Consider the following 22022-nt stretch of genomic DNA (forward strand, 5'->3'; position numbering starts at 1 on the left):
AGCGGCGCTCGGGGACTGCCGTACGGATCCTTCGTCAGCGTAACGTGTTCGTGACGGCAGTCAACAGATCGCGATACGCGGCGCGCGAGGCAGGCGCCCGCGGCAGCGGCCGACCGCCGAAGACCGCCACCGCTACCAGGGAGCCGCCGCGTGACCGCATTCGCGCTGGGACCGGACGAACAGCAATGGTGCGCCGAACTACGGGCGATGACGGCCGAACGACTGCGCCCGCTGGCGGAGAAGGGCGAACAGGGCCGGATCAACCGCCCGTTGGTCGCCGCCCTCGGTGAACTCGGCCTGCTGCGGCGCCTGTTCCCAGCCGACCGACCCCTGCGCGCCCTGGACCTGTGCCTGCTGCGGGAGTCCCTCGCCCAGGAATGCACGGAGGCCGAGACGGCGCTGGCGCTGCAGGGGCTGGGCGCCTACCCCGTCGTGCAGTCCGGGAGCGCGGCCCAGCGCGCCCGGTGGCTGCCCGAGGTGACCGCGGGCCGGGCGGTCGCGGCCTTCGCGCTGAGCGAGCCGGGCGCCGGCTCGGACGCCGCCGCGCTGTCCCTGGCCGCCGCACCGGACGGGCCGGACGGCTGGCGGCTGACCGGCGAGAAGTGCTGGATCTCCAACGCCCCTGAGGCCGACTTCGCCACCGTTTTCGCCCGCACCGGCGGCGCGGCGGGCGCCCGCGGCATCACCGCCTTCCTCGTCCCGGCCGGCCGGGAGGGGCTGACCGGCGAGCCCCTGGACATGCTCAGCCCGCACCCCATCGGCACACTGGTCTTCGACGGGACGCCCGTGACCAGGGCGGATGTGCTGGGTGAGGTCGGCGGCGGGTTCGCAGTCGCGATGGCCACGCTGAACCTCTTCCGGCCGAGCGTGGGCGCCTTCGCGGTCGGCATGGCACAGGCCGCGCTGGACGCGGCGCTGACGCACGCGGGCGCGCGGACGGCGTTCGGCGGCCCGCTGCGGGACCTGCAGGCCGTCGGCCACCAGCTCGCCGAGATGGCCACCCGCGTCGAGTCCGCGCGCCTCCTCGTCTACGCGGCCGCGGCGGCGTACGACACCGGGGCCCCCGACATCGCCCGCCGCTCGGCCATGGCCAAACTTCTGGCGACCGAGACCGCCCAGTACGTCGTCGACGCGGCCGTCCAGATCCACGGCGCCCGCGCCCTGCGCCGCGGCCATCTCCTGGAGCACCTCTACCGTGAGGTCCGTGCCCCGCGCATCTACGAGGGCGCCACCGAGGTGCAACGCTCCATCATCGCCAAGGAGCTGTACCGCACCAGGGCCTGAGCACCGGCCGACGGGTGATCGGCCGACGGGCGATTGTCAGTGCCAGATGTCAGGCTGGACATCAGGCGGATATCAGGCGGCTAGATATCGGGCCGGGCGTCACGCGACGACGCTGGACATCGCGTGGCGCCGGAGCCTGGCACGCCGCGGCGCACGAGCGGCGCGGACGGCACACCGAGGCGCGCGGACGGCACACCGAGGAAACGGGAATTGCGAAGGGAAGGCCCGCCATGATCACCACTGACTTCGTCCCCGGCTCCCCGTGCTGGCTCGATCTGGGCGCCCCCGACATCGCCGCCGCGTCCGCCTTCTACGGCGCCGTTTTCGACTGGCAGGCCGCGCCCTACAGCGAGGACGAGGGCGGATACACCCTCTTCCGCCTCGACGGGAAGGTCGTCGGCGCGGTCGGTGCCCTCACCGAGGAAGGCGCCCGCTCCGCATGGACCGTTTATTTCAACACCCCGGACGCGGACGCCACGATCGCCTCCGTCGAGCGGGCCGGCGGCGCGGTCCGTACGGAGCCAGCCGAGGTCGGCGACACCGAAGGCCGTTTCGCCCAGCTCACCGACCCGCAGGGCGCGTACTTCGCCATCTGGCAGCCCGGCAGATACCCGGGCCTCGAGCTGACGGACGTACCGGGCAGCCTCGGCTGGATCGAGCTCTACACCACCGACTCGCCCGCCGCGCAAGCCTTTTACCAGGAGATATTCGGCTGGACCACCCAGGACATATCCCTCCCCGGTGGCGGCGGCACCTACACGCTGATAGCCCCCAAGGGCGGCGGCGAGGAGCGCATGCACGGCGGCATCATGGGCGTCCCCGCGGACCTCCTCAAGGACGGCGGAAGGCCCTACTGGCACCCGGTGTTCGGCTCCGCGGACTGCGATGCCACCGTCGCCCTGGTGACGGGCAACGGCGGCACCGTCTCCATGGGCCCGGAAACCGCCGAGGGCGTCGGCCGGCTGGCGGTGTGCACCGACCCGGCGGGCGCGGAGTTCGTGGTCCTGACCCCCGAGCCGGCCGCGGCCTGAGCGACCGGGCCGAGACCGCCCCGCGGCGCAGGTCATCTGCCGGCGGGGCCGTCGCAGGAAAACGGCAGGCGGACCGGGCCGGCTTCCGGACTGTGCCGTGAGGCCGACCCGGTGCGCGGCGTCAGTCTCGCGTGTGCGGTGTGACGATCGGGAACTTCGGGTCGGGGCGGGTCAGGGTGGCGAAGACGGCGTCCGCCGCTTCCTGGGCGTTCTCGCCGTCCAGCGTGATCGTCTTGTCCTGTACGGCCTGGTCGAAGTTCTCTTTGAAGCCCAGGGGCCCGGCCAGCTCGTCGAGTGTCCGGCGGCTCAGCTTGATGGTGGCGTCCGGCGCTTCGAGGAGGCGGTCGCCGCCCGCCACGAAGACCAGGACACCGTTGCGGAGCGTTGTGGTGCACTTCTCGCCGGTCTCGACGCCGGTCTCGTCGGTGAAGACCCAGTTGAGCGCGATCGGGGTCCGGTGCCGCTCGGCGGCCGTCGGGCCGTCCACGCTGCGGGCGAGCGCGGAGAAGTACTGATCCAGGGTGGTGCTGCGGATCAGGTCGACGGAGGTCTGGCTGGTGATCAGCGGCTGGGGGCCGCTCACGACCTCCTGGGCACCGGTGAGGTAGGCGTTGCGCCAGGTGCTGTTCTCACTGCCGTAGCCGAGTTGGGTGAAGACCTTGGACTGGAGCTCCTTGGCCCGGGTGACCTGGGGTTCGGCGAGTGGGCTGCCCGTCTCGGCGGCGGACGCGAAGATGACGTGGTCGAGCAGTTCGGCGGCCCAGCGGAAGCCGTCGGGGGTGTCGCTGTCGTAGGCGCGCCGGGCGGCGTCGACGACCGCCTCGGCACCCCCCATCGCCTCCACATAGGCCGCGCCCGCCTGGATCGGCGGCAGCTGCCACAGGTGCGCCGGGTTGCCGTCGTACCAGCCCATGTAGCGCTGGTAGACCGCCTTGAGGTTGTGGCTCATCGAGCCGTAGTAGCCCTGGTCGTACCAGTGGTCGCGCAGGCCGGGCGGGAGGGTCGGCAGCCGCTCGGCGATCTCGCTGCCCGTGTAGCCGTTGTTGATCATCCGCAGCGACTGGTCGTTGAGGTAGCCGTACATGTCGCGCTGCTTGCTGAGGAATTCGAGGATGCGCCCGTTGCCCTCCTCCTCGGCCCACATCGGCCAGTGGTGCGAGGCGAACAGGACGTCGGTGTCCTTCCCGAAGGTCTGGATCGCTTCGGTGAGGTACTTCGACCAGGCGTGGGCGTCCCGCACCTGTGCGCCGCGCAGACTGAGGATGTTGTGCATGGTGTGCGTGGCGTTCTCCGCGATGCACAGCGTCCTGGCGTCGGGTAGGTAGATGTTCATCTCCGCCGGTGCCTCGGTGCCCGGCGTGAGCTGGAAGACCAACGGGAAGCCGAACCCGTCGAACGCGTACAGTCCCGGCCGCCAGGGGATGACGTACGAGCCCTGCCAAGAACCCTCGGGGACCGGCCGCTGCTCCGGCCCGCCGATGTGGACGGTCGGCGGAATGAGTGTCACCTCACCCGTGGAGATGGTCATGCCCAGACCCGAACCGACCTGCCCCATGGGGCTCTTGTCCAGCTGCGCCGCGTACATGTACTGCGCGCGCCGCGCCATCGCCGGGCCCGCGTAGACGTTCTCGCTGATGGCGTGCTCGAGGAAGCCCTCCGGCGCGATGACCGGCACCTCGGGCTCCAACGGGTCGCCCAGCTCGCTGAAGATGCCGCGGGCGCCGCCGAAGTGGTCGACGTGGCAGTGGGTGTAGATCAGCCCCTTGACCGGCCGCTGCTCCTTGCTGAGCTCCGTCTTGTCCCGGAACAGCTTCAGCGCGGCCTGCGCGGTCTCGTAACAGGCCAGCGGATCGATGATGACCAGGCCCTCGTCGTACTCGACGATCGTCATGTTGGACAGGTCGTAGCCACGCACCTGGTAGATGCGGTACTGGCGGCAGGAAGTGACCTGGAACAGGCCGGCGATCGCGGTCAGTTCGCCCTGCCGGTGCAGACTGCCGTTGACCGACGGCATCTCCCCGCGCAGGTCCGGGTCGAGGAAGTCGTACGCGGTGAAGTCCCAGACCACCTTCTGCGGGTCCTTGCGGGACATGATCACCGGGGCGTCGGGCGGGGCGATCTGGAACCTGCTGGCGTCGGCAAAGTCCTTGCCGTCCTTCTCGTCAGCGGCCCTGGCCGCCTCGGCGGCTTTCCGGTTCGCCGCGGCGACCGCCGCCGACGGCTCGATGGGCTCGGCGTACTCAAACTCTCCAGGCATGGCGAAATCGCTCCCACAGTAGGTGTGTTGAGACCGCGCACTAGCGAGCGTGACGCTATGCACACGCGTCGTCACCCACAAGGTGGTGATCGAGCCACGCAGGCCAAGACCTGCCGCACAATCGGCAGATTGCCGCCTTGTGCGGCTGATTCCGGGCCTGTGCGGGGCGGACTGGGGTGCGGCGGGACCGCTCCCCATATGTCCCGGAAGAGACCAGAGGGCGCCGTGACCTGCTGCGAAGCGTGGTTTCAAGCCGCTGACCTGCGTGAACAGCCTCTCTGCTGTTTCACGCTCGTGCCCATTGATGCAGCCGGAAGTCCCAGAAAAGCCCCAGGGCACTCCCAGTGGCTGCAGCCACTCTTTCAGCTTTGTGCAGCGGGTGGGGGCAGTGTGGGCTGGTGTTTGTCCATCGGTGGTCTGCCCTGAATGAACGGCAGCGCGCTTCTCGAACGGCTCGCGGGCGGCGAAGAACCGGGAGCGTGGGCGCCGGGTGAATGGCACTCGGCTCATGCCCTGCGCGACCGCGGACTCGTGACTGTCAGCCGCCGTGGCGGTGACGTGTCTACGGAGGTCACTCAGGCCGGCTGGTTCTACCTTCGGCATGGTCATCACCCTGACGAACCCGGCGTTTGCAGACGGTGGAGTCCAGACGGTGTCCGCCGGTGTCGGCGGACGGTGGCAGGAGGCGCCAAGCCATGGGGCGAACGCGCAGTCACGCATTACAGCAAGCGGTCTGTCGCCCGTGCTCGACGGGCGAAGGTGCGGGAGTTGGTCGAGCGTTTGGTCGTCGAGGGGCATGTCCGTCTTGCCGACCCTGATGACGACGAGGGCGCTGAATGACGGCGTGTCGTTGATTCGAAGCGGCACGGCCTGGAACCACAAGGCAAGCGCATCGACAAGGTCGGCTTCGGCCCACGTGGTCTGGAGATGTACCTGGCGGAGGGCCCACACCCCCAATTCCCGGAGCCAGAGGTCGGAAGACGACTCGTCGGCGATCCCGGTCCACGCGCGACTGAGTTCCCTGCATCCGGCCGTGGCTGCGGGCAGGCACGATGAGGATCGGCTGGTGATGCCGCCCGTACACGTCGCCGGGCACTCCTGATGCTGCAGGCGCCGGTCGCCAAGGCCGTGCGGTGAGGGTACGACGTCAAGGAGATGTACATCCGCCAGGCCGCCCGTGGGACCAAAGTGGGGCGGGCCCTGATGAACCATGTGCGGCAGATCGCCGTGGAGGCCGGCTGCTCCCGGCTGGAGTGGCACGCGGACGTGGACAACCCTCGCCTCCTGCCGGATTCGAACCGGCGACCTTCGCTTGACAAGTCCTGGCGGGGGTGTGGTGGATGGTCCCGGGTACTGCTTCGTTGTCCGAATCCACCTGGTCAGAGGACGTCCGTGGCGATGCGTAGTTCAGCCCGTGACGGCTCGTGCCGTACCGTCCGCTCACGCATCGCTCACGCACGAAGCGTGGTCGACCAGCAGGTTTGGCCCTGCTGGTCATGCTCAGCCTGCCGGCCGGTGCGCATTTGCCTCCCCACAGGTGGGGCGACAGGAGCCAGGCGATGCGGCGATGCGGACCGTGTGAGGACCCGGGCCCCGCGCCCCTGTCAGTGCTTGCGCTTGCCGGGCTTGTTGGCCTTCTTGGGGCCTGGTTTGGCGTCGGGCGCCCTCTCCGGCTTCTGCTTGGCAGGCTGTGCCGGGGGTGAGGAAGCAGTCTCGTATGACGCCGAAGGGGACGGCGTGACGGGGCTCGTGCTCGTGGAGGGGTTGGTCTGCGGCTCCTGCGCCGAGCCGGTGCCGGGCGAGAACCACACCATGCCCACCAGCAACGCCAGGGTGAAGAGGCCGGCGCCGCCCAGTACAGCCACCAGCCGGGAACGGCGGCGGAACGGAAGGTGTGAGTGGCGGGTCGTGGCCCGGTGCACGCTCGTTTGCCACTCGGTGTCCGGCACCGGCCTGAACGCACGGTCGGAGTGGGCGGTGGGTGCGGGGAGGGAACTTGCAGGGGCGGCAGCCCTTGAGCCGGTGATGTGCGGCCGGTCCGGGCGGCCGTGATGCTGGTGTTCGCTCGGCAGCGGCTCCGGCGCGCCTCGCCACGCTCCGCGCCCGAACCAGGCCGCCACCTCCTGCGCCGTGGGTCGGCTCTCGGGCTCCTTGGCCAGCAGACCGAGCAGATAGCTTTCGAAGGCGGGCGGTAGATCGGCGCCGAGTTGCCGGGGTGAGACGGGGGCGGCATCGAGGTGCTGATGAAGCACCGCGAGCGCACTGTCCGCCTGGAACGGCGGTCGGCCGGTGAGGAGTTGGTAGAGCAGGCAGCCCAGGGAGTACACGTCGGATGCCGGGCCGGCGGTGCGGCCCAGGGCCCGCTCGGGCGCGAGGTAAAGGCTGGTGCCGACGATCTGACCGGTGGCGGTGAGCGCGGCACCGGGGTCGTCGAGGAAGCGGGCGATACCGAAGTCGCCTATCTTCAGGGTGCCGTCGGCGCCCAGCAGGAGGTTGGCAGGCTTGATGTCCCGGTGCACGATGCCCTGCTGGTGCGCGGCGGCCAGCCCAAGGGCGGCCTGTGCGGCGATCTGGGCCACGTGCTCGGCGGGCAGTGGTCCGGAGACGGTGAGCCGGTCGGCGAGGCTGTCCCCATCAACGAGCTCCATCACCAGGAACAGACGGTCGTCGTGCTCGCCGAAGTCGAGAACGCCGACCACATGCGGGTGGCTGAGGCGACCGGCGGTCTGCGCCTCCAGCCGGAAGCGGGAGGGCGCGGTGTGGTCGGAGTCGTGGGGGAGCAGGAGTTTCACGGCAACCGGTCTGTCGAGCGTCTCGTCGAAGGCCCGCCAGACCTCCCCCATCGCGCCCCGCCCGATGGTGTCTCGCAGCCGGTATCGGCCCGCTATCAGCACTTGTTCTTCATCCTCATGCCCAAAGACGTCTTGATCGCCGTAAGCCATGACTCACCGTGGGGTGCGGATCAAGGTGCGGGGTGCCGCAGCGGCCTCAGCGTACCGGCCCGGCGACCTCCGGGCGGCATTGAGCCCGGCGGCTACGGGCAGTCCTGGCGGAGGGCAAGGATGCGCGGATGGTCAGTGGTTGAGTCGTGACGGCTTTACGTTGCTCTGTTCACAAGAGCGCTGGATCGGTGACCGTCTCTCGCCACCAGTGACATTCCAGGGGCACAGCGCGCTGGAAGGAGTGACCCGATGATGAGGGTCGAGGCGCTCGCTCTCCTGCGGAGGTACGCGGGCGCCGACCGCAGGAGCGGGCTGGTTCCCCCCGTGCCGGCCCGCTCCTGCGCGCATACGGCAGCCCGGGCGTCCCACGTGGCAATCCCCCGCGGGCTGCCGTCATCAGTCGACGGCTTGCCCGGCATTCACGTCGGCGACGAGCGACTGTCAGTTCTCCATCCGGAGGATCATCGCGCTAAGGCATTCTTTGGTGCAGCGGGCCCGCAGAAAGTGGATGAGGTCATCAGGCGAAGCGCATGCTGTCGCGCAGAGCGCCGATGACATTCGTCGCGAGACGCGGGTGTTGGTGCCGGCTCGGCGCTCGGTGCCACTTGGCACCCCGGAGTTCTGAAATCCACATTCTCATGGCCCAGTAACCAACACCTTGCAGTCAAGGGACCCAAAGCGAGCGCACTCGGATCCCTGTCTCATGCCGGTCTTTTCGCCCAATCGATGAGCCGAGCCCAGAAGCCGTCCCTCGACCGGCCAGGCCGACTCCCTGGGTACCCAGGAGCGTGTGTGCGTCGCGACGCCCCGCTCTGTCGGGTCGGCACAGATTCCGATCGAGTCGTCGCCCCGACTGTGCCTTCACGTTTGCGTTCCGCGGGCTCACACATGCACCGCTGAGCCGTTGGCACACCCATGAGGACTTGCTCCACATGCCTTCCGCAGCCCTCATGGGTCAACTTCCGGCACGACCGACAGACAGCACGCTGACACATGATTACTCTCCCTTGGCCCTTCGTTCGACATATACGACATTCACGCCATCGCCGCAAGGAACTCCAGAATTTACACCCTCCCCGTAAACGGCTGACTTGCGCCAGTGCGGGCTTCGATCACGAAGTCGAATCACGATCCAAGCGGCCTCACCGGCGGTCGTAAATATCCGGACACGAGAGACAGACTCCGCAAATCCGTCGCGGGAGTATCTCACTAAGTAGTGCCAAGTGACCTGTTTGGAAAAATTCCCCGAGTTGCTCGGCACACCGAAACAATGATTGCATCGCGCCCGGTCGAGGAATTGAGGCACAGCGCCCTCTTTCACTGCCCGCCACCGCATTGCTTTTCAGGCCGTCGACCGGGCCGGCGAGGGCAGGAATCGAGAACAGCAACCGCTCTCCCCCAACGGGTGGTACGCCAGTCAGGAGGGAGCAACGTGAGTTGCTCGCACGCTACAGGATGTCCCCTTTTCCCCCTACTCAAGGCGAGCTTGCAAGGTTGGCGCGAGTACTACTGCGACAGCGCTGATCGCTGGCTCGGCTGTGCGCGCTACCAGATGTCACTCACCGGCGAGCGCGTGCCGATCAGCCTGCTGCCCAACGGAGCCCAGGCGCGGCACCTCGAAACCCCGGCCGAGGTGGACCAATCCAGCGCCACCCGGACGACCCGGCCACATGAGCAGTCAGGACCTGGAACCGCGACACCTGAGGCCATGGCCCAGTTCGGGGCAACACCTACGCGAGCAGGTGTCCGGCATCACCAACCGTCACCACAGGTTGCCCGACCTTCGGACCGCCTCGCCGCGCCCGGCTCAAAGCGCGGCTGGTGGGCTCGATTTGCCGATTGGATGAGGGGACCCGCATGAGTGCCTACTGGCCCTGGTGGGCGGGCGCTATCGGGCTCGCTCTGATCACCATCAACCACACCCTCATCACTGATCGGTCGCTCGGGGTGTCGGCCGCGTGGGATCGCGTGCTGCACTGGCGTCGCGAACGCCGGCTCGAGCGGATGGACGAGGAGTTCGCCGACGACCAAGCTCTGGCTGAGGCGCTTGCCGCAGCCACAGCGGAGCACTTCGGCACCGGCACCGGCGCGCCTACCGTGCCGCAGGTTCCGTACGAGAAGTCGCAGCCGCTCGAAGCCGACGCCGAACCGGCAGCGAGTGAGCGCCCGGCAGCCACGAGCCTGCGCCCGGCCCCGCTGGTCACGCAGGCTGCCCTGCTGATGTCGATCTTCCTCGGTGGGTTCATCGCCGCGGTCGCCTCCGGGCGGTTCCACCTCCGCTACGACATGGGCCCGGGTTTTCGGGACCTGGTCACCGCCGATTCGACCACCATGATCGCCATGCTGTTCGTGGGAGGTGTGCTGGTCGGCTTCGGCACTCGGCTGGCCGGTGGGTGCAGCTCCGGCCACGGACTCAGCGGCTGCGGCCGGCTGCGCCCGGTCAGCATCGTCGCGACCGCCGTGTTCTTCGGCACCGCCGTCGCGGTGTCGTTCCTCCTGTGGAAGGTGATCTGATGCGCACCCGGGGCGCGATTCTGCTGGCCAACATCATCACCGGACTGGCCCTCGGTTATACCGTCACCAACATCGGTTTCGGCGACTACGCCGAGCTGAACCGCATGTTCACCTTCCAGGACCTGCGCATGTTCCTCTCGTTCGCGGGTGCTGTGGTGATCCTCGTGTGCGCGTTCGCTCTGCTGCGGGTCCGCCGCACCCCAGGGCGCATCCACGCCGGCGTGATCCCCGGCGCGGTGTTGTTCGGTACGGGCTGGGCGATCTCAGGTGGGTGCCCTGCAATCCCGGTCATCCAGGTCGCCAGCGGATACCTGCCTGCCCTGATCACCATCGTCGGCGTCATCGTCGGTATCCGGTTGTGCCGCTGGGCCAACGCCCGGTACTTCCACCTCGACCGCGGCTCCTGCGGGCTGTAACCCAGCACGCCCACCGACACGAGCCATGAAGGTTGGGGCTCTCGCTTTGACGATCTCCCCGACGGCCTGCGTCGCCCATGCCCACCTGGGACCGGGCGACGCAGAGCCCGGCTCTCGCGGCGTCACGGACCGCGAAGCGGCCGGGGTGCGCGGTGGTCTCGTCGGGCGGCGGTGTTGTCGCCGGTCAGGATGAAGACGGGGACGAAGATCGCCGATATCCAGTCCGCCAGCCGCCGGAAAACAAGCGCATCCCGGACCTGCAACGCCAGGGGGAACAGCCGTGCGGGCTGGTCACCGGCCTCCTTGACGAGCACCTGGCGGAGATCGACCAGCGCATCGCCGGCCTGCAGGCGCTGCGCCGAACCCCGCAGGCCGCCCGCGACAGCGCCGATCAGGCCGCGGGGCGTGGTGAGCCGGGCGTCATCCGCCACATCATCGAGTCCGTGCCCGCCGACGCTGACTTACGGCGGAGTCCGGGAAGCGTAAGCGCGGTACGTTGACGGTGTCCGCCCAGGCGGTCGGCGTACGGCTCGATGAGCACGACAGGGCCAGTCATCCGGAGACCACCCGATCTCCATGGGCGGCGGTGAACCGCTGCCGCAGCCAGGACGGATCGTTGAGCCCGTCGAATCGATCGGCGGGGCGGGCGGCATCGTGGGCGAAGGCGATGCCTTCGCGGGCTCCCGCGGCGGCGTAGGTGGCGAATTTCCCGTCACGGCTGATCGTCCATGCGTCCAGTCGCTCGCGGGCGTCGTCGTCGGCCATGCCGTACTCGCTGCCGCGGGCGAGCATCGCGCATTCGCGGAAGTGCCCCTTCCAGGCGTGGAAGGGGCACTGGTGGAAGCGGGTGACTCCTGCGGTCTGTTCGGCGAACTCGATGCGGCCGGGCAGGCGAGTCGGTCGTCTCCCTGGCCAGGTGGCTCGGCCACTCCGACCCCGGCTTCACGCTCCGGAAGTACGCGCACTTCCTGCCCCGCGCCGGTGCGCGCGGCGGCGCTGCCGTCGACGCGGTCTTCGCGTAGCCGCAAGCCGACCGGCAGAAGCTCGGTCCTGGCGCAAAGTCCCAGAGAAGTCCCAGAGAAGTACCAGAGGTGCCGCCGCACCCCCTCCTTGCCCGTATTCGTGCAGGTTGGAAAGGGTGCGGCGGCATCCGCCGTTCAGATGTCCCGGAAGATCTCGATCTGCGCGCCGATGGAGTTGAGCCGCTCCGCCAGGTCCTCGTAACCCCGGTTGATGACATAGACGTTGCGCAGTACGGACGTGCCCTCGGCGGCCATCATCGCGAGGAGGACGACGACGGCCGGGCGCAGGGCCGGGGGGCACATCATTTCCGCGGAGCGCCAGCGGGTGGTGCCTTCGACCAGTACGCGGTGCGGGTCGAGCAGTTTGACCTGGGCGCCCAGGCGGTTGAGGTCCGTCAGGTAGATGGCGCGGTTGTCGTAGACCCAGTCGTGGATGAGGGTCTGGCCCTGGGCGCTGGCCGCGATGGCCGCGAAGAAGGGGACGTTGTCGATGTTCAGGCCCGGGAAGGGCATCGGGTGGATCTTGTCGATCGGGGCCTGGAGCTTGGAGGGGCGTACGGTCAGGTCGATGAGGCGGGTGCGGCCGTTGTCGGCGGGGTACTCCGTGCTGCGTTCGTGGTCGAGGCCCATCTCCTCCAGGACGGCCAGCTCGATCTCCAGGAATTCCACCGGCACCCGGCGGATCGTCAGCTCCGACTCGGTGACGACCGCCGCCGCCAGCAGGCTCATCGCCTCGACCGGGTCCTCGGACGGGGCGTAGTCCACGTCCCGGTCGATGTGCGCGACGCCGTGGACGGTGAGCGTGGTCGTGCCGATGCCCTCGACCTTGACGCCCAACTCCTCCAGGAAGAAGCACAGATCCTGGACCATGTAGTTGGAGGAGGCGTTGCGGATGACCGTGATGCCGTCGTGCCGGGCGGCGGCCAGCAGGGCGTTCTCGGTGACGGTGTCGCCGCGCTCGGTCAGGACGATCGGGCGCTTGGGGGCGACGGTGCGGTCGACCTCGCCGAGGTACGTGCCGTCGGTCGCGGTGATCTCCAGGCCGAAGTGGCGCAGCGCCGTCATGTGCGGCGTCACGGTGCGGGTGCCGAGGTCGCAACCGCCCGCGTACGGAAGCTTGAAGCGGTCCATGCGGTGCAGCAGCGGCCCGAGGAACATGATGACGCTGCGGGTGCGGCGGGCCGCTTCGGTGTCCATGGCCTCGAGGTTCAGCTCGGCCGACGGGAGGATCTCCAGGTCGTTGCCGTCGTTGATCCAGCGGGTGCGGACGCCGATGCTGCCGAGCACCTCGAGGATGCGGTAGACCTCCTCAATGCGTGCCACGCGGCGCAGAGTTGTGCGGCCGGCGTTCAGCAGCGTGGCGCAAAGCAGCGCGACGCAGGCGTTCTTGCTCGTCTTGACGTCGATGCTGCCGGACAGTCGACGGCCGCCGACCACCCGCAGATGCATGGGCCCGGCGTAGCCGAGCGAGATGATTTCGCTGTCCAGGGCCTCGCCGATGCGAGCGATCATCTCAAGGCTGATGTTCTGGTTGCCGCGTTCGATCCGGTTCACTGCGCTCTGGCTGGTGCCGAGCGCGTCGGCGAGCTGCGTCTGTGTCCAGCCCCGGTGCTGTCGGGCGTCACGGATGAGCCTGCCGATGCGTACGAGGTAGTCGTCTGCCATGGGGTGACCGTATCTCAGATATGAGATGGATGCGTGTATTGACGATGGTCGGATTGTCTTGTTCTCGGCTCTATTTCGTGGCGTAGCTGTTCTAGTAGTATGCGAATAACTGCAACTGGAGGTTGCCATGGCCGATATGAAGGCCGGGAAGACGGGGGAGAAGGGGAAGGCGGGGGCGACGGCCTCGGCGCCGCCGGAGGGTGCTTCCGGGGCGCTGCGGAGCGGGCTTGCGGCGTTCCCCTTCATCGCGGCCATCGTGTCCGTCGCGGCCGTCTACGCGGGGGTCTCCGACCGGCTGCCCGAGCCCATCGCCACGCACTTCCACGGCCTCGACGGACGGGCCGACGGCTACTCCTCCGCCCAGGGCTTCCTGACCGGGACGCTCCTCGCGACCCTTGTGCTCGGCATCGGCCTGGGCGTCCTCGTCCGGCTGCGCCGCACCGCGCCGGGCATCCGCTGGTCGATATCGCTCGGATGGGGGGCCGCCGTCCTGCTGGGCTCGCTGGCATCCGTGACGCTGCTGGACAACGCCGGTGTCACGGACGCCGCGGCGGTGCGGCTGGGGCTGTGGCAGGTGGCGGTGGCGGTCGCCGCGGCCGTCCTGTGCGGCGCCTTCGGCTGGCTCCTCGCCGGTCCCGACCGGCGGCCGGCGTCCCAGCGGCCGGTGGGCCGTGCGCAGCGGCTCGCCCTGGCCCGCGGTGAGACGGCCGGCTGGTCGCGTTCCGTCAGCTCGCCGCTGCTGGTCGTCCTGAGCGTGGTGCTGCTGGCCGCGTCCGCGGCCCTGGCCTTCACGCCCGGCCGGCTCGCCGCCGGCGTCCTCGTCCTCTCCGTACTTCCGGTCGGGGCGCTGGCCTCCGTACGGGTGACCGTGGACCGGCGCGGACTGGCGCTGGCCTCGACGCTGGTGCCGTACCCTTTCCGGCGCATCCCGCTGGACCGGGTAGAGGAGGCCACCAGCCGGAAGATTGTCCCTCTCGTCGACTTCGGCGGCTGGGGCTATCGCGTCCGGCCCGGCCGCAGCGGCCTGGTGCTCCGTTCCGGTGACGGGCTGGTGTTGCGGCTGACCAGCGGCCGGGAGTTCGTGGTGACGGTGGACGATGCGGCCACCGCCGCCGCATTGACCAACACCTATCTCGACCGTGCGCGGGCACGGCAAGGAGACTGAGATGCTCTTCCGGGTCGACCCCGGCTCCGCCGTACCGCTCGGGGACCAGATCGCCGCATCGGTGCGCGGAGCCATCGCCGACGGTTCGGTGGACGCGGGGGAGCGGCTGCCGGCCGCCCGTGCGCTCGCCGCGTCCCTGGGCGTGAACGTCCATACCGTGCTGCGCGGCTATCAGCGCCTCAAGGAGGAGGGCCTGATCGAACTCCGCCGCGGCCGCGGCGCGGTGGTCACCAGCGCCGCGTCCCCCGCCCGTGCCCGGCTGGGCGAGGCCGCCGAACAGCTGATCAGCCAGGCCCGCCAACTGGGCCTCTCGGACGACGAGATCGTGACGGTGGTGCGGCTGGGGCTGGCGGGGCGGTGAAGGGGCCTGGCCGGGCGGCGGCGTACGGGGCCGCGCAGCGCTCCGCCCGCCGCTCGGCCCGTCCCGGAATCCGGGCAGCTCGTTGCGTCGTTCCTGGCCCGTTGCCCTCGCCGGGGCGGGCGGCGGTCAGATGGCCGTCACCTCGTCGAGCCGCCCCAGGCGCTCCGGATCCGCCAGGATGTTGATCTCGACGACCTTGCCGTCCGCGATGGTGAATCCCATGACGGCGACCGTCCGGCCGTTCTGGACCGTGACCACCCCCGGCACCCCGTTCACCAGCGCAGGACGCGCGAGATGGGCCAGCCGGGAGAACATCAGTGCCTGCTTCACCACGGCCCGCGCACCGCGCACCACCTGTGTCAGGTCCACCGCGCCGCTGTCGGCGCGCAGCAGGACGTCCGGGTCGAGGACCGCGAGCAGCGCGTCGAAGTCGCCGTTGCGGGAGGCGGCGAGGAAGGCGTGGACGACCTCCCGCTGGCGGGGCAGGTCGGCGTCGGGCGCGGCCGTGCCCTGCACCCGGCGGCGGGCGCGGCTGGCGAGCTGGCGGGTGGCGGCGGGGGAGCGTTCCACGATGGGGGCGATGTCGTCGAAGGGCACGGCGAACATGTCGTGCAGGACGAACGCCAGCCGCTCGGCGGGAGCCAGCGTTTCGAGGACGACCAGCAGCGCCAGCCCGACCGAGTCGGCCAGCAGCACCTCCTGCTCGGGGTCGATGCCCTCCTCGCGGCTGATGACCGGGTCGGGGACGTGCACGTCCAGCGCGTCCTCACGCAGAGCCTTGCGGGTGCGCAGCATGTCCAGGCACACCCGCCCGACGACCGTCGTCAGCCAGCCGCCCAGGTTCTTGACGCCGTCCGCCCCGGACCGGCTGAGCCGCAGCCAGCTCTCCTGAACGGCGTCGTCCGCTTCGGCCAGCGAGCCGAGCATCCGGTAGGCGACCGCCCGCAAATGGCTGCGGTTCTCCTCGAACCGCTCGGCCAGCCACTCGCTTTCGCTACCGCCCTTCTCGTTCCCGTCCTCGGTCTGCTTCCCGAACTCGTCCATCGCTCACATTCCTCCGTTGCGTTCCGTCACTGCAGTGACGGACGAGCCCCGGCCGATGTGACACGAAGACGTTCGAGGCCGGCGCGGTCACCCCATCCTCGCGGATGATCACGCCGGCTGAACAGATCGTGCGCCGCCACCGATGCGCGCCGACTTCCGGTATCCGCCGAAGAGCACCGAATGCGGCTGACGGCCGGCTGCCACCGCTTGCCGTCGGCCACCTGCTATTGCCGGCAACCGGCCGCCGGCGACTACCAGGTCGCGCCCGCCACCTGCTGGGTGGTGACGTTGAGGCGGTTGAAGAAGTTCGTCAGGCCGATCATCAGGGTCAGCGCGGCGAGCTGCGTCTCGTCGAAGTGGCGGGCGGCCTCGTCCCAGACGGCGTCCGGCACCGGGTCGGACCGGTCGGCCAGCCGGGTGGCGGCCTCGGCGAGCGCCAGCGCGGCCCGCTCGGCGTCGGTGAAGTACGGCGCCTCCCGCCAGGCGGCCACCGCGTGCAGCCGCTCATCGGTCTCGCCCGCCTTCTTGGCGCTCTGGGCGCCGCCGACCACGCAGTAGCTGCACCCATTGATCTGGCTGGCGCGCAGATGGACCAGCTCCATCGTCGTCTCCGGCACACCGCCCGTCCGCGCGGCCTTGACCACGTCGAGGATGGCCGACATGGCGTCGGGGATGACCACGGCCGGGTTCTGCATACGTGCCTGCATCGGTGCTCTCCTTGTTTTCCTGCGCCGTGCGCCGTGCGCCGTCTTTTGCTGCGCCGTGCGCCGTCGCATCGCTTGGTTTCGTCGTCACCCCACTGACGGATCGCGGCGCGAGGATGTGACGAGCGATGGCGTACGAATCCGACGGCGTACGAATCCGGGGCGGCGGGACGCGGTGAGTGGCGGGCGGAGCCAGGGGGCCGGGCGGGGGCCGGTGGCTCGCGCCGTCCATGCGATGCGGCCGTCAATCTCTGTGGGCTCAGGCGCAGTTGAGTTCGTGGCGTCCGGCCGTATCGGCCGACGGCCGACGGGCTGCGCCCCGGGGAGCGGCGGGACGCGAGAGCGGCGGGCCCGGCGAGCGGCCGGCCGGGAGATCCGGGAAGGGGGAGATGAGAGTGCCCGCCGCCGGCTGAGGCCGCTACGGGCCGACCCACCTACTTGCCCACTCGTCCACCCGCCGCCCCGCCGACCGCTTCACCTCGGCGCACTTCTCGTTCTTCTTGACCACCGTCAGCGTGATCTTCAGCTCGTCCATCCGGGCCCCGGGGGCCGGCCGCTGGTCGCAGACCTTCCAGGACGCCGGCCACAGCACATGGCGGCGCCTGCCGAGCCCGTCCGTGAAATGGATGCTGGTGTTGTAGTGCAGGTCCTGGTACGCCGCGACCAGGCCCTTGCCCTTCACATTCGGCATGTTCCCCGGGCCCGTGTCGGCCTGCGCCGGACCGGCCGACGGTACGGCGGCGGCCAGGGCCAGCGCTGCGGTGATGACGGTCTTCTTCATGACCGGAGGAATGACCGCTACGGGGGCCGGTCACGCCCCCGCCGACCTGATCGGAGCAACTCCGGGCCCCTGACAGGCGACCGGCCGGAAGCGGAACGGCAGCCTCAGGAACCGGACACGGCGGGCGCCAGCAGCTCGGCCGCGAAGTCCTCGGCCGAGCGCGGCGGGCGGCCGAGCACGCGCTGCACTCCGTCACCGAGACCGGCCACGCCCTCGCGGCGATAGTTCGTGTACAGGCCGTACAGCCCGTCGATGACCCGCGGCGGGACCCCGCCCTCCGCGAGCGCGGCCCGCCAGGCGTCGTCGAGTGGGGTATCGACGTACCGCACCGGCCTGCCCAGCGCGGCGCCGAAGCGGTCGGCGAGCTCCGACAGCGTCAGTGCCTGCGGACCGCTGATCTCGATCTCCCCTCCGACCGGCCGCTCGGCCAGGAGTTCGGCGGTCGCGACCGCCGCGATGTCCCGCACGTCCACATAACCCCGGGCGCCGGGTCCGGCGGGATCGGCCAGCGTGCCCTCGGCGATCGAAGCCGCCGCCGGGAGGAAGTTCTGCAGGAAACGGTCGGGTTGGAGCACGATCAGTTCTGCGACACCGGCGGTTCGCAGCTGCTCGGTGATCGTGTCGTGGGTGCCGGTGACGGGGTCCGGGACGATCCCGTCACCGGTGAATCTGCGGGCACCGAGTTTGACGATCCGGCGCGCGCCCGCCTTGATGGCGGCGACACCGAGGTGCGTCTCGGCGGCGGCCTGGTCGTCGGCGAAGGGATGCGCGAGGTAGAGCCGGTCCACGCCGACGACCGCATCCCGGACGTCCGCCGCATCGGTGACATCCCCGATGAAGACTTCGCCGCACACCTCACCGAGCCTCTTGGCGGCGGCCTCGGAGCGGACGAAGAAGCGCGCATCACGCCGGTCGCGCAGCGCTTCGGTCAGATGGCGGCCCACCGCACCGTTCGGGGTGGTGACCAGGATGGTCATGGAGCTCCTCCATGAAGGCGATACAGCGATCAAGACCTGCTTCCGCTCCAACGGCGTGCAGGCTCCGGCCCATTCCCCGCCCGGACGGTGCGCACGGCGCGTGCGCCCCCGGCGCGCTCACCCCGTACGACGGCGCTCACCCCGTATGACAGCGCTCACCCCGTACGCCGTCGGCCACCGGCGTCCGGTCTGCCCTCTGCGCGGTCAGCCCCGGTCACCCAGATCCAGGCGGTCGAGCAGCCCGGCCTCGGTGAAGGCGGCGATCAGTTCGTCACGGCCTTCGGTGAAGTGCGCCCAGCTGTCGTAGTGGACGGGAACCACCCGGCGGGCACCGAGGATCCGGGCGGCGTCGGCGGTCTGCGCGCTGTCGAGGACTATCAGTGCGCCGTCGAAGAGGACGGGGAAGCGGGGAGCCCCGGCGAACAGGATGGCGGTGTCCACCGGGCCGAACCGTTCGGCGATCTCCTTGACCAGGTCGAGCGAGGCGTTGTCGCCGCTGACGTAGACCGTGGGCAGGCCCTCCCCGGTCAGGACGAATCCGATGACCTGGCCGGTGATCGCTTCGACCTCCTCGCGCGCGCCGGGCCCGTGGAGGGCGGGCACGCCCGTGACGGTGATCGTGCCGCCGCCAGGGCGGTCCAGCGTGACCGACTCCCAGTCGGCCAGCCCCCTGGCCCCCGCCCCCAGGCGCCGTCCGCCCCCGGTCGTGGTCAGCGTCAGCGGGACGTCGGCGAGCATTGCCCGGCCGGAGTCGTCGAGGTTGTCGGGGTGCTCGTCGTGGGAGAGCAGGACCACGTCGATGCGGCCGAGGTCGGCCGGCGTGGCGGAGGCGGGCGCCGTCTTGGTCAGCCGGCCACCCGGCACGGCGTAGTCGCGGGGCGCGTCGAAGGTCGGGTCGGTCAGGAATCGCAGGCCACCGTAGGCGAAAAGGGCGGTCGGGCCGCCGAGGACGCGGAGCGGGATCTGCTCAGTGGTCATGTTGGTATCGGCCATCAAAACCTCACGGATGAGAAGTGGTTTATCCGTGATGCGCACGCTAGCGGTGTCTCACGGATGAAAGCAAGCCGTACCATGACAACCATGAGCGAGACCCCGACCGCCGAACCCGTGCCACCGCCCGCGCCGGGGGCGGCGGACCACCTCGCCCTCGACTTCGTCAACAGCGCCGTCGCGCTGCCCGGAGGGCACTTCATCGATCTCCTCGGCACCCCCGAGGCCGCGAACCGGTGGCTCACCGAACGCGGCCTCGCGCCGTCCGACGCCGGGGTGCAGGAGATGTGCGCGACGCAGCTGCGCTCCCTGCGCGAACACCTCAGGGGGTTGTTCGCCGCCCGCGTCGCCGGTCTGCCCGCCCTGCCCGCGGCACTGTCCGCCGTCAACGACGCGCTCAACGGAGCCCCCGCGGCTGCCCTGCTGTACTGGGACGAGAAGAACGGCCCCTACCGCGCGGCGCCGTGCCCCACCAACGAGATCCTCGACCGCGCTCTCGCGACCCTCGCGGCCGACGCGGCCGATCTCCTCACCGGCCCCGACGCCGACCGCCTCACCGACTGCGGTTCCACCCCCTGTAACCGCTACCTGCTGCGCCACGGCCGCCGTCACTGGTGCTCCACTCGCTGCGGCGACCGCGCCCGCGCCGCCCGCGCCTACGCCCGGCGCACCCGGCCGACGGCAGGCTGACGCCACCTCTGCGGTCCGTGCCCCATGCGATCCGGTCCGATGCGCTTCCGGCCTCAGGCGTGCTCCGGCCGCGGAGCGTCGTCACCACGCTCGGCGCCCACCGGCACGGGGCGCGACCGGTGTGACGGAGCGTCATGCCGTCTTTCGCTACCGGCCGTGTCGGGTCCGGACACCCGGTCCGCCCCGGCGTCCGGTGAGCACGCCCTCCCCGGAGGCGCCGGCAGTGCGGCCAGGCACCCGATCATCGCGGCGAGCAGAGCGGCGGCACGGCCGAACGGTGCCCGCGGGGCCGGGGGTGCTGGGTGGGCAATTCAGGCGGCGGATCGGATGCGTTTCAGGCGGCGGAGGCGTTTTCGGCTGCTCGGAGGTGTGGCTGCCGGGTGCTCTGTTGGTTCTGTGCCCAGCGGACGGCGAGTGGTGCCGCCAGGCCCGTCAGCGCGAAAACGGCGCCCACGACATACCACCCGGGGCGGCCCCAGGTGATGCAGAGCGCGATGAGCAACCCCGGCCCAACGGCCTCGGCCAGTCCGGCGCCGAGGCCGAACACGCCCAGGTACTGGCCCGTGGCGTGTCGTGGAGCGAGCGCGAAGGACACCTCGAAGCCGGCGGCGGAGTGCCACAGCTCGCCGGCCGTGTGGATCACCACTGCGGTGATGAGCAGCGTCGCGGCAGCCCACGCCGGTATCCCTGCGGACAGTGAGATCAGCGAGCAGGAGACGAGAAAGGCGAAGCCTGCCCGGCGGTAGGCGTTTCCGCCGGCTGCGGGGGAAACGACGTTGCGGCTGGCCCGTACCTGGAATGCGATGACGATGACGGTGCCGGTGAGCATGGTGCCCGAGATCAGCCAGTGCGGGGCGGTGGTGGCACCGACCAGCCAGAGCGGGATGGCCACCGTGAGCACTTTGAACTGGATGGCCATGATGCCGTCGAGCGTGGTGAGCATGAGGTAGGGGCGGTCTCGCAGGGCGATCCAGCGAGGGCCGCCGCTGGTCGGGACGGGCGTGACCGGCGGGAGGAAGACCAGGAGCGCCGCGGAGACCACGAAGGCGATCGCGTTGCCGATGACCATGAGCTGGTAGGCGGTGGCGGTGCCCACTTGAACGACCCATCCCGCTCCCAAGGCACCGAGGGAGACGCCGACGTTGGTCACCGCGCGGAGATAGGCCCGGAACTCCTGCGGCCGGTCCCCTCCGTAGTGCCTGATGAGCGGGGAGCGGGCGGCGATTCCGGCGGCCTTCGCCCCGGCGGCCGCGCAGACCGCGAGGACGAACGGCCAGAAGCTCTCCGCCAGGACGAAGCCGGCCGTGGCCAGCGCCTGGATCACAAGGGTGGCCGCATAGACACCGCGTGCTCCGTATCTGTCCGCCAAGTGGCCGACCGCAACGCCCAGGGCCAGCGCGACAAGACCGGCGATGCCGAGCCCGAGCCCCACCTGGTCTGCCGGGAGGTGAACCGCCTGGGTGAAATACAGCACTCCGGCGGTCAGGTAGAGGCCGCTGCCGATGGTGTAGACGAAGTTCGAGACCGCAAGGACGCGCTGCGGTCCGGCAGTTGGCATCAGTCGGGGCATGACTGGCTCCGTATCCAGGGCGGGCAGTAAGGGCCGGACCAGCTTGTTGCATATTACTTGCAATAACAAGAGTCAGGCAGTAGAGGCTGCTGAACCGACTCGGTGAGGGCGGTGGACCCCGACGATTCCTGTGTCGACAGGCCCTATGACGCCTTCGGTCTCGTGCCGGGCGCGGAAGCGCCGCGCGGAGCCTCTGCGGTGTCCTCGCGCATTGCCCGCACATCGCCCGCGCATGGCGGAACCCCGCCAACCGGCGCAGACTTGCCGCGAACGCCGCGAACGCCGCGATCCATTGAGGCGGCGCGCCTGGCAGGCGACCGGCCAGGAGCGGAACGGCGGCCTCGGGAGCCGGACGCGGTGCCGGATACCGGCCCGGAACGCCGAACGGCGGGATCCGGCGAAAAGCCGCCCCGACGGGATGAGCAGGACAAACCCGGCCGGGGCATGACCTCGGAGCACCGATGTATTAGAGTTATCTCGACATCGAGATATCTACCGAGAGGCGTACCGCTGCCGCGCCAGTAAGGCATACCTAACTTAGGTACACCTTAGCGGAATGGCAAGCACCTGGGGCGGCACCATGCGGCGGTAGCCGCATAGGGTGCACCG

At 70.0% G+C, this 22022-nt stretch carries 19 protein-coding genes and 2 pseudogenes; 10 read left to right on the forward strand and 11 right to left on the reverse strand.

Going from position 1 to position 22022, the window contains the following annotated elements:
- Window positions 1-150 precede the first annotated feature (150 nt).
- The gene (locus AC5677_RS29435) at window positions 151-1284 is read left to right on the forward strand and encodes an acyl-CoA dehydrogenase family protein (protein WP_497190915.1); all 1134 of its coding nucleotides are present in this window, start codon (window positions 151-153) and stop codon (window positions 1282-1284) included.
- 230 nt (window positions 1285-1514) lie between these two features.
- Window positions 1515-2315 (forward strand): VOC family protein, encoded by an 801-nt coding sequence (locus AC5677_RS29440; protein ID WP_497190916.1) that lies wholly within the window; start codon window positions 1515-1517, stop codon window positions 2313-2315.
- A 121-nt stretch (window positions 2316-2436) separates the two neighbouring features.
- Here AC5677_RS29440 and AC5677_RS29445 read toward each other — a convergent pair whose 3' ends face one another.
- A complete protein-coding gene (locus tag AC5677_RS29445; RefSeq protein ID WP_497190917.1) occupies window positions 2437-4572 on the reverse strand; it encodes an alkyl/aryl-sulfatase in 2136 nt (711 codons plus the stop codon).
- Between the two features lie 1155 nt (window positions 4573-5727).
- Between AC5677_RS29445 and AC5677_RS29450 the strand changes: the two are divergent.
- Window positions 5728-5841, forward strand: a pseudogene (locus AC5677_RS29450) (GNAT family N-acetyltransferase); the annotation flags it as partial.
- A 335-nt stretch (window positions 5842-6176) separates the two neighbouring features.
- On the opposite strand, the gene AC5677_RS29455 reads toward AC5677_RS29450, so the two are convergent.
- Together AC5677_RS29455 and AC5677_RS29460 are read right to left on the reverse strand one after the other, a co-directional pair.
- Window positions 6177-7466 carry a serine/threonine-protein kinase gene (locus tag AC5677_RS29455; RefSeq protein WP_497190918.1) on the reverse strand — a complete coding sequence of 430 codons (1290 nt, stop codon included), beginning with the start codon at window positions 7464-7466 and terminating at the stop codon, window positions 6177-6179.
- A gap of 749 nt (window positions 7467-8215) precedes the next feature.
- A complete protein-coding gene (locus AC5677_RS29460; protein ID WP_497190919.1) occupies window positions 8216-8509 on the reverse strand; it encodes a DUF8730 family Cys-rich protein in 294 nt (97 codons plus the stop codon).
- A gap of 862 nt (window positions 8510-9371) precedes the next feature.
- Between AC5677_RS29460 and AC5677_RS29465 the strand changes: the two genes are divergently transcribed.
- The 3 genes from AC5677_RS29465 (at window position 9372) to AC5677_RS29475 (ending at window position 10944) form a co-directional block, all read left to right on the forward strand.
- Window positions 9372-10028, forward strand: coding sequence for a YeeE/YedE family protein (locus AC5677_RS29465; protein WP_497190920.1), 657 nt, complete (start codon window positions 9372-9374; stop codon window positions 10026-10028).
- Window positions 10028-10444 carry a YeeE/YedE thiosulfate transporter family protein gene (locus tag AC5677_RS29470; protein WP_016570856.1) on the forward strand — a complete coding sequence of 139 codons (417 nt, stop codon included), beginning with the start codon at window positions 10028-10030 and terminating at the stop codon, window positions 10442-10444. Before AC5677_RS29465 ends, AC5677_RS29470 begins: the two co-directional genes overlap by 1 nt.
- A 77-nt stretch (window positions 10445-10521) precedes the next feature.
- The gene (locus AC5677_RS29475) at window positions 10522-10944 is read left to right on the forward strand and encodes a MerR family DNA-binding protein (RefSeq protein ID WP_497190921.1); all 423 of its coding nucleotides are present in this window, start codon (window positions 10522-10524) and stop codon (window positions 10942-10944) included.
- A gap of 52 nt (window positions 10945-10996) precedes the next feature.
- Here AC5677_RS29475 and AC5677_RS29480 read toward each other — a convergent pair whose 3' ends face one another.
- Window positions 10997-11209 carry a hypothetical protein gene (locus AC5677_RS29480; protein ID WP_497190922.1) on the reverse strand — a complete coding sequence of 71 codons (213 nt, stop codon included), beginning with the start codon at window positions 11207-11209 and terminating at the stop codon, window positions 10997-10999.
- Window positions 11210-11331: 122 nt separating this feature from the next.
- On the opposite strand from AC5677_RS29480, the pseudogene AC5677_RS29485 reads away from it, so the two are divergent.
- Window positions 11332-11466, forward strand: a pseudogene (locus tag AC5677_RS29485) (integrase); the annotation flags it as partial.
- Between the two features lie 135 nt (window positions 11467-11601).
- Here the strand turns inward: AC5677_RS29485 and AC5677_RS29490 are convergent.
- The gene (locus AC5677_RS29490) at window positions 11602-13131 is read right to left on the reverse strand and encodes a helix-turn-helix domain-containing protein (RefSeq protein WP_497190923.1); all 1530 of its coding nucleotides are present in this window, start codon (window positions 13129-13131) and stop codon (window positions 11602-11604) included.
- 127 nt (window positions 13132-13258) lie between these two features.
- Between AC5677_RS29490 and AC5677_RS29495 the strand changes: the two genes are divergently transcribed.
- The gene (locus AC5677_RS29495; RefSeq protein ID WP_497190924.1) at window positions 13259-14296 is read left to right on the forward strand and encodes an SdpI family protein; all 1038 of its coding nucleotides are present in this window, start codon (window positions 13259-13261) and stop codon (window positions 14294-14296) included.
- A gap of 1 nt (window position 14297) precedes the next feature.
- On the forward strand, window positions 14298-14657 hold the full coding sequence (locus tag AC5677_RS29500) for a GntR family transcriptional regulator (protein ID WP_497190925.1): 360 nt from the start codon (window positions 14298-14300) through the stop codon (window positions 14655-14657).
- Between the two features lie 126 nt (window positions 14658-14783).
- On the opposite strand, the gene AC5677_RS29505 is transcribed toward AC5677_RS29500, so the two are convergent.
- From AC5677_RS29505 to AC5677_RS29525, 5 genes are all read right to left on the reverse strand, one after another.
- Window positions 14784-15701 carry a sigma-70 family RNA polymerase sigma factor gene (locus tag AC5677_RS29505; protein WP_497190926.1) on the reverse strand — a complete coding sequence of 306 codons (918 nt, stop codon included), beginning with the start codon at window positions 15699-15701 and terminating at the stop codon, window positions 14784-14786.
- 251 nt (window positions 15702-15952) lie between these two features.
- Entirely contained in the window at window positions 15953-16408 is a 456-nt protein-coding gene (locus AC5677_RS29510; RefSeq protein ID WP_497190927.1) for a carboxymuconolactone decarboxylase family protein, read from the reverse strand.
- Between the two features lie 415 nt (window positions 16409-16823).
- The gene (locus AC5677_RS29515; RefSeq protein WP_497190928.1) at window positions 16824-17186 is read right to left on the reverse strand and encodes a hypothetical protein; all 363 of its coding nucleotides are present in this window, start codon (window positions 17184-17186) and stop codon (window positions 16824-16826) included.
- Between the two features lie 104 nt (window positions 17187-17290).
- A complete protein-coding gene (locus AC5677_RS29520) occupies window positions 17291-18163 on the reverse strand; it encodes an NmrA family NAD(P)-binding protein (protein ID WP_497190929.1) in 873 nt (290 codons plus the stop codon).
- Between the two features lie 204 nt (window positions 18164-18367).
- On the reverse strand, window positions 18368-19156 hold the full coding sequence (locus AC5677_RS29525) for an MBL fold metallo-hydrolase (RefSeq protein ID WP_497190930.1): 789 nt from the start codon (window positions 19154-19156) through the stop codon (window positions 18368-18370).
- Between the two features lie 87 nt (window positions 19157-19243).
- Between AC5677_RS29525 and AC5677_RS29530 the strand changes: the two genes are divergently transcribed.
- Window positions 19244-19843: a CGNR zinc finger domain-containing protein gene (locus AC5677_RS29530; RefSeq protein WP_497190931.1), complete on the forward strand. Its 600-nt coding sequence runs from the start codon at window positions 19244-19246 to the stop codon at window positions 19841-19843.
- Window positions 19844-20177: 334 nt separating this feature from the next.
- Here the strand turns inward: AC5677_RS29530 and AC5677_RS29535 are convergent, their stop codons facing one another.
- Window positions 20178-21413, reverse strand: a complete 1236-nt coding sequence (locus AC5677_RS29535; RefSeq protein WP_497190932.1) for an MFS transporter — start codon at window positions 21411-21413, stop codon at window positions 20178-20180.
- Window positions 21414-22022 lie beyond the last annotated feature (609 nt).

It is taken from the genome of Streptomyces sp. JLSY215, from assembly GCF_059682825.1.

Excerpts from the sequence above, each read along its gene's own strand:
- AC5677_RS29460 (WP_497190919.1), bottom strand. The coding sequence starts at position 8,509 with ATGTGTCAGCGTGCTGTCTGTCGGTCGTGCCGGAAGTTGACCCATGAG.
- AC5677_RS29505 (WP_497190926.1), bottom strand. The coding sequence starts at position 15,701 with ATGGACGAGTTCGGGAAGCAGACCGAGGACGGGAACGAGAAGGGCGGT.
- AC5677_RS29500 (WP_497190925.1), top strand. The coding sequence starts at position 14,298 with ATGCTCTTCCGGGTCGACCCCGGCTCCGCCGTACCGCTCGGGGACCAG.
- AC5677_RS29490 (WP_497190923.1), bottom strand. The coding sequence starts at position 13,131 with ATGGCAGACGACTACCTCGTACGCATCGGCAGGCTCATCCGTGACGCC.
- AC5677_RS29495 (WP_497190924.1), top strand. The coding sequence starts at position 13,259 with ATGGCCGATATGAAGGCCGGGAAGACGGGGGAGAAGGGGAAGGCGGGG.
- AC5677_RS29440 (WP_497190916.1), top strand. The coding sequence starts at position 1,515 with ATGATCACCACTGACTTCGTCCCCGGCTCCCCGTGCTGGCTCGATCTG.
- AC5677_RS29470 (WP_016570856.1), top strand. The coding sequence starts at position 10,028 with ATGCGCACCCGGGGCGCGATTCTGCTGGCCAACATCATCACCGGACTG.
- AC5677_RS29520 (WP_497190929.1), bottom strand. The coding sequence starts at position 18,163 with ATGACCATCCTGGTCACCACCCCGAACGGTGCGGTGGGCCGCCATCTG.
- AC5677_RS29480 (WP_497190922.1), bottom strand. The coding sequence starts at position 11,209 with ATGGCCGACGACGACGCCCGCGAGCGACTGGACGCATGGACGATCAGC.
- AC5677_RS29465 (WP_497190920.1), top strand. The coding sequence starts at position 9,372 with ATGAGTGCCTACTGGCCCTGGTGGGCGGGCGCTATCGGGCTCGCTCTG.
- AC5677_RS29445 (WP_497190917.1), bottom strand. The coding sequence starts at position 4,572 with ATGCCTGGAGAGTTTGAGTACGCCGAGCCCATCGAGCCGTCGGCGGCG.
- AC5677_RS29530 (WP_497190931.1), top strand. The coding sequence starts at position 19,244 with ATGAGCGAGACCCCGACCGCCGAACCCGTGCCACCGCCCGCGCCGGGG.
- AC5677_RS29535 (WP_497190932.1), bottom strand. The coding sequence starts at position 21,413 with ATGCCCCGACTGATGCCAACTGCCGGACCGCAGCGCGTCCTTGCGGTC.
- AC5677_RS29515 (WP_497190928.1), bottom strand. The coding sequence starts at position 17,186 with ATGAAGAAGACCGTCATCACCGCAGCGCTGGCCCTGGCCGCCGCCGTA.
- AC5677_RS29475 (WP_497190921.1), top strand. The coding sequence starts at position 10,522 with ATGCCCACCTGGGACCGGGCGACGCAGAGCCCGGCTCTCGCGGCGTCA.
- AC5677_RS29510 (WP_497190927.1), bottom strand. The coding sequence starts at position 16,408 with ATGCAGGCACGTATGCAGAACCCGGCCGTGGTCATCCCCGACGCCATG.
- AC5677_RS29525 (WP_497190930.1), bottom strand. The coding sequence starts at position 19,156 with ATGGCCGATACCAACATGACCACTGAGCAGATCCCGCTCCGCGTCCTC.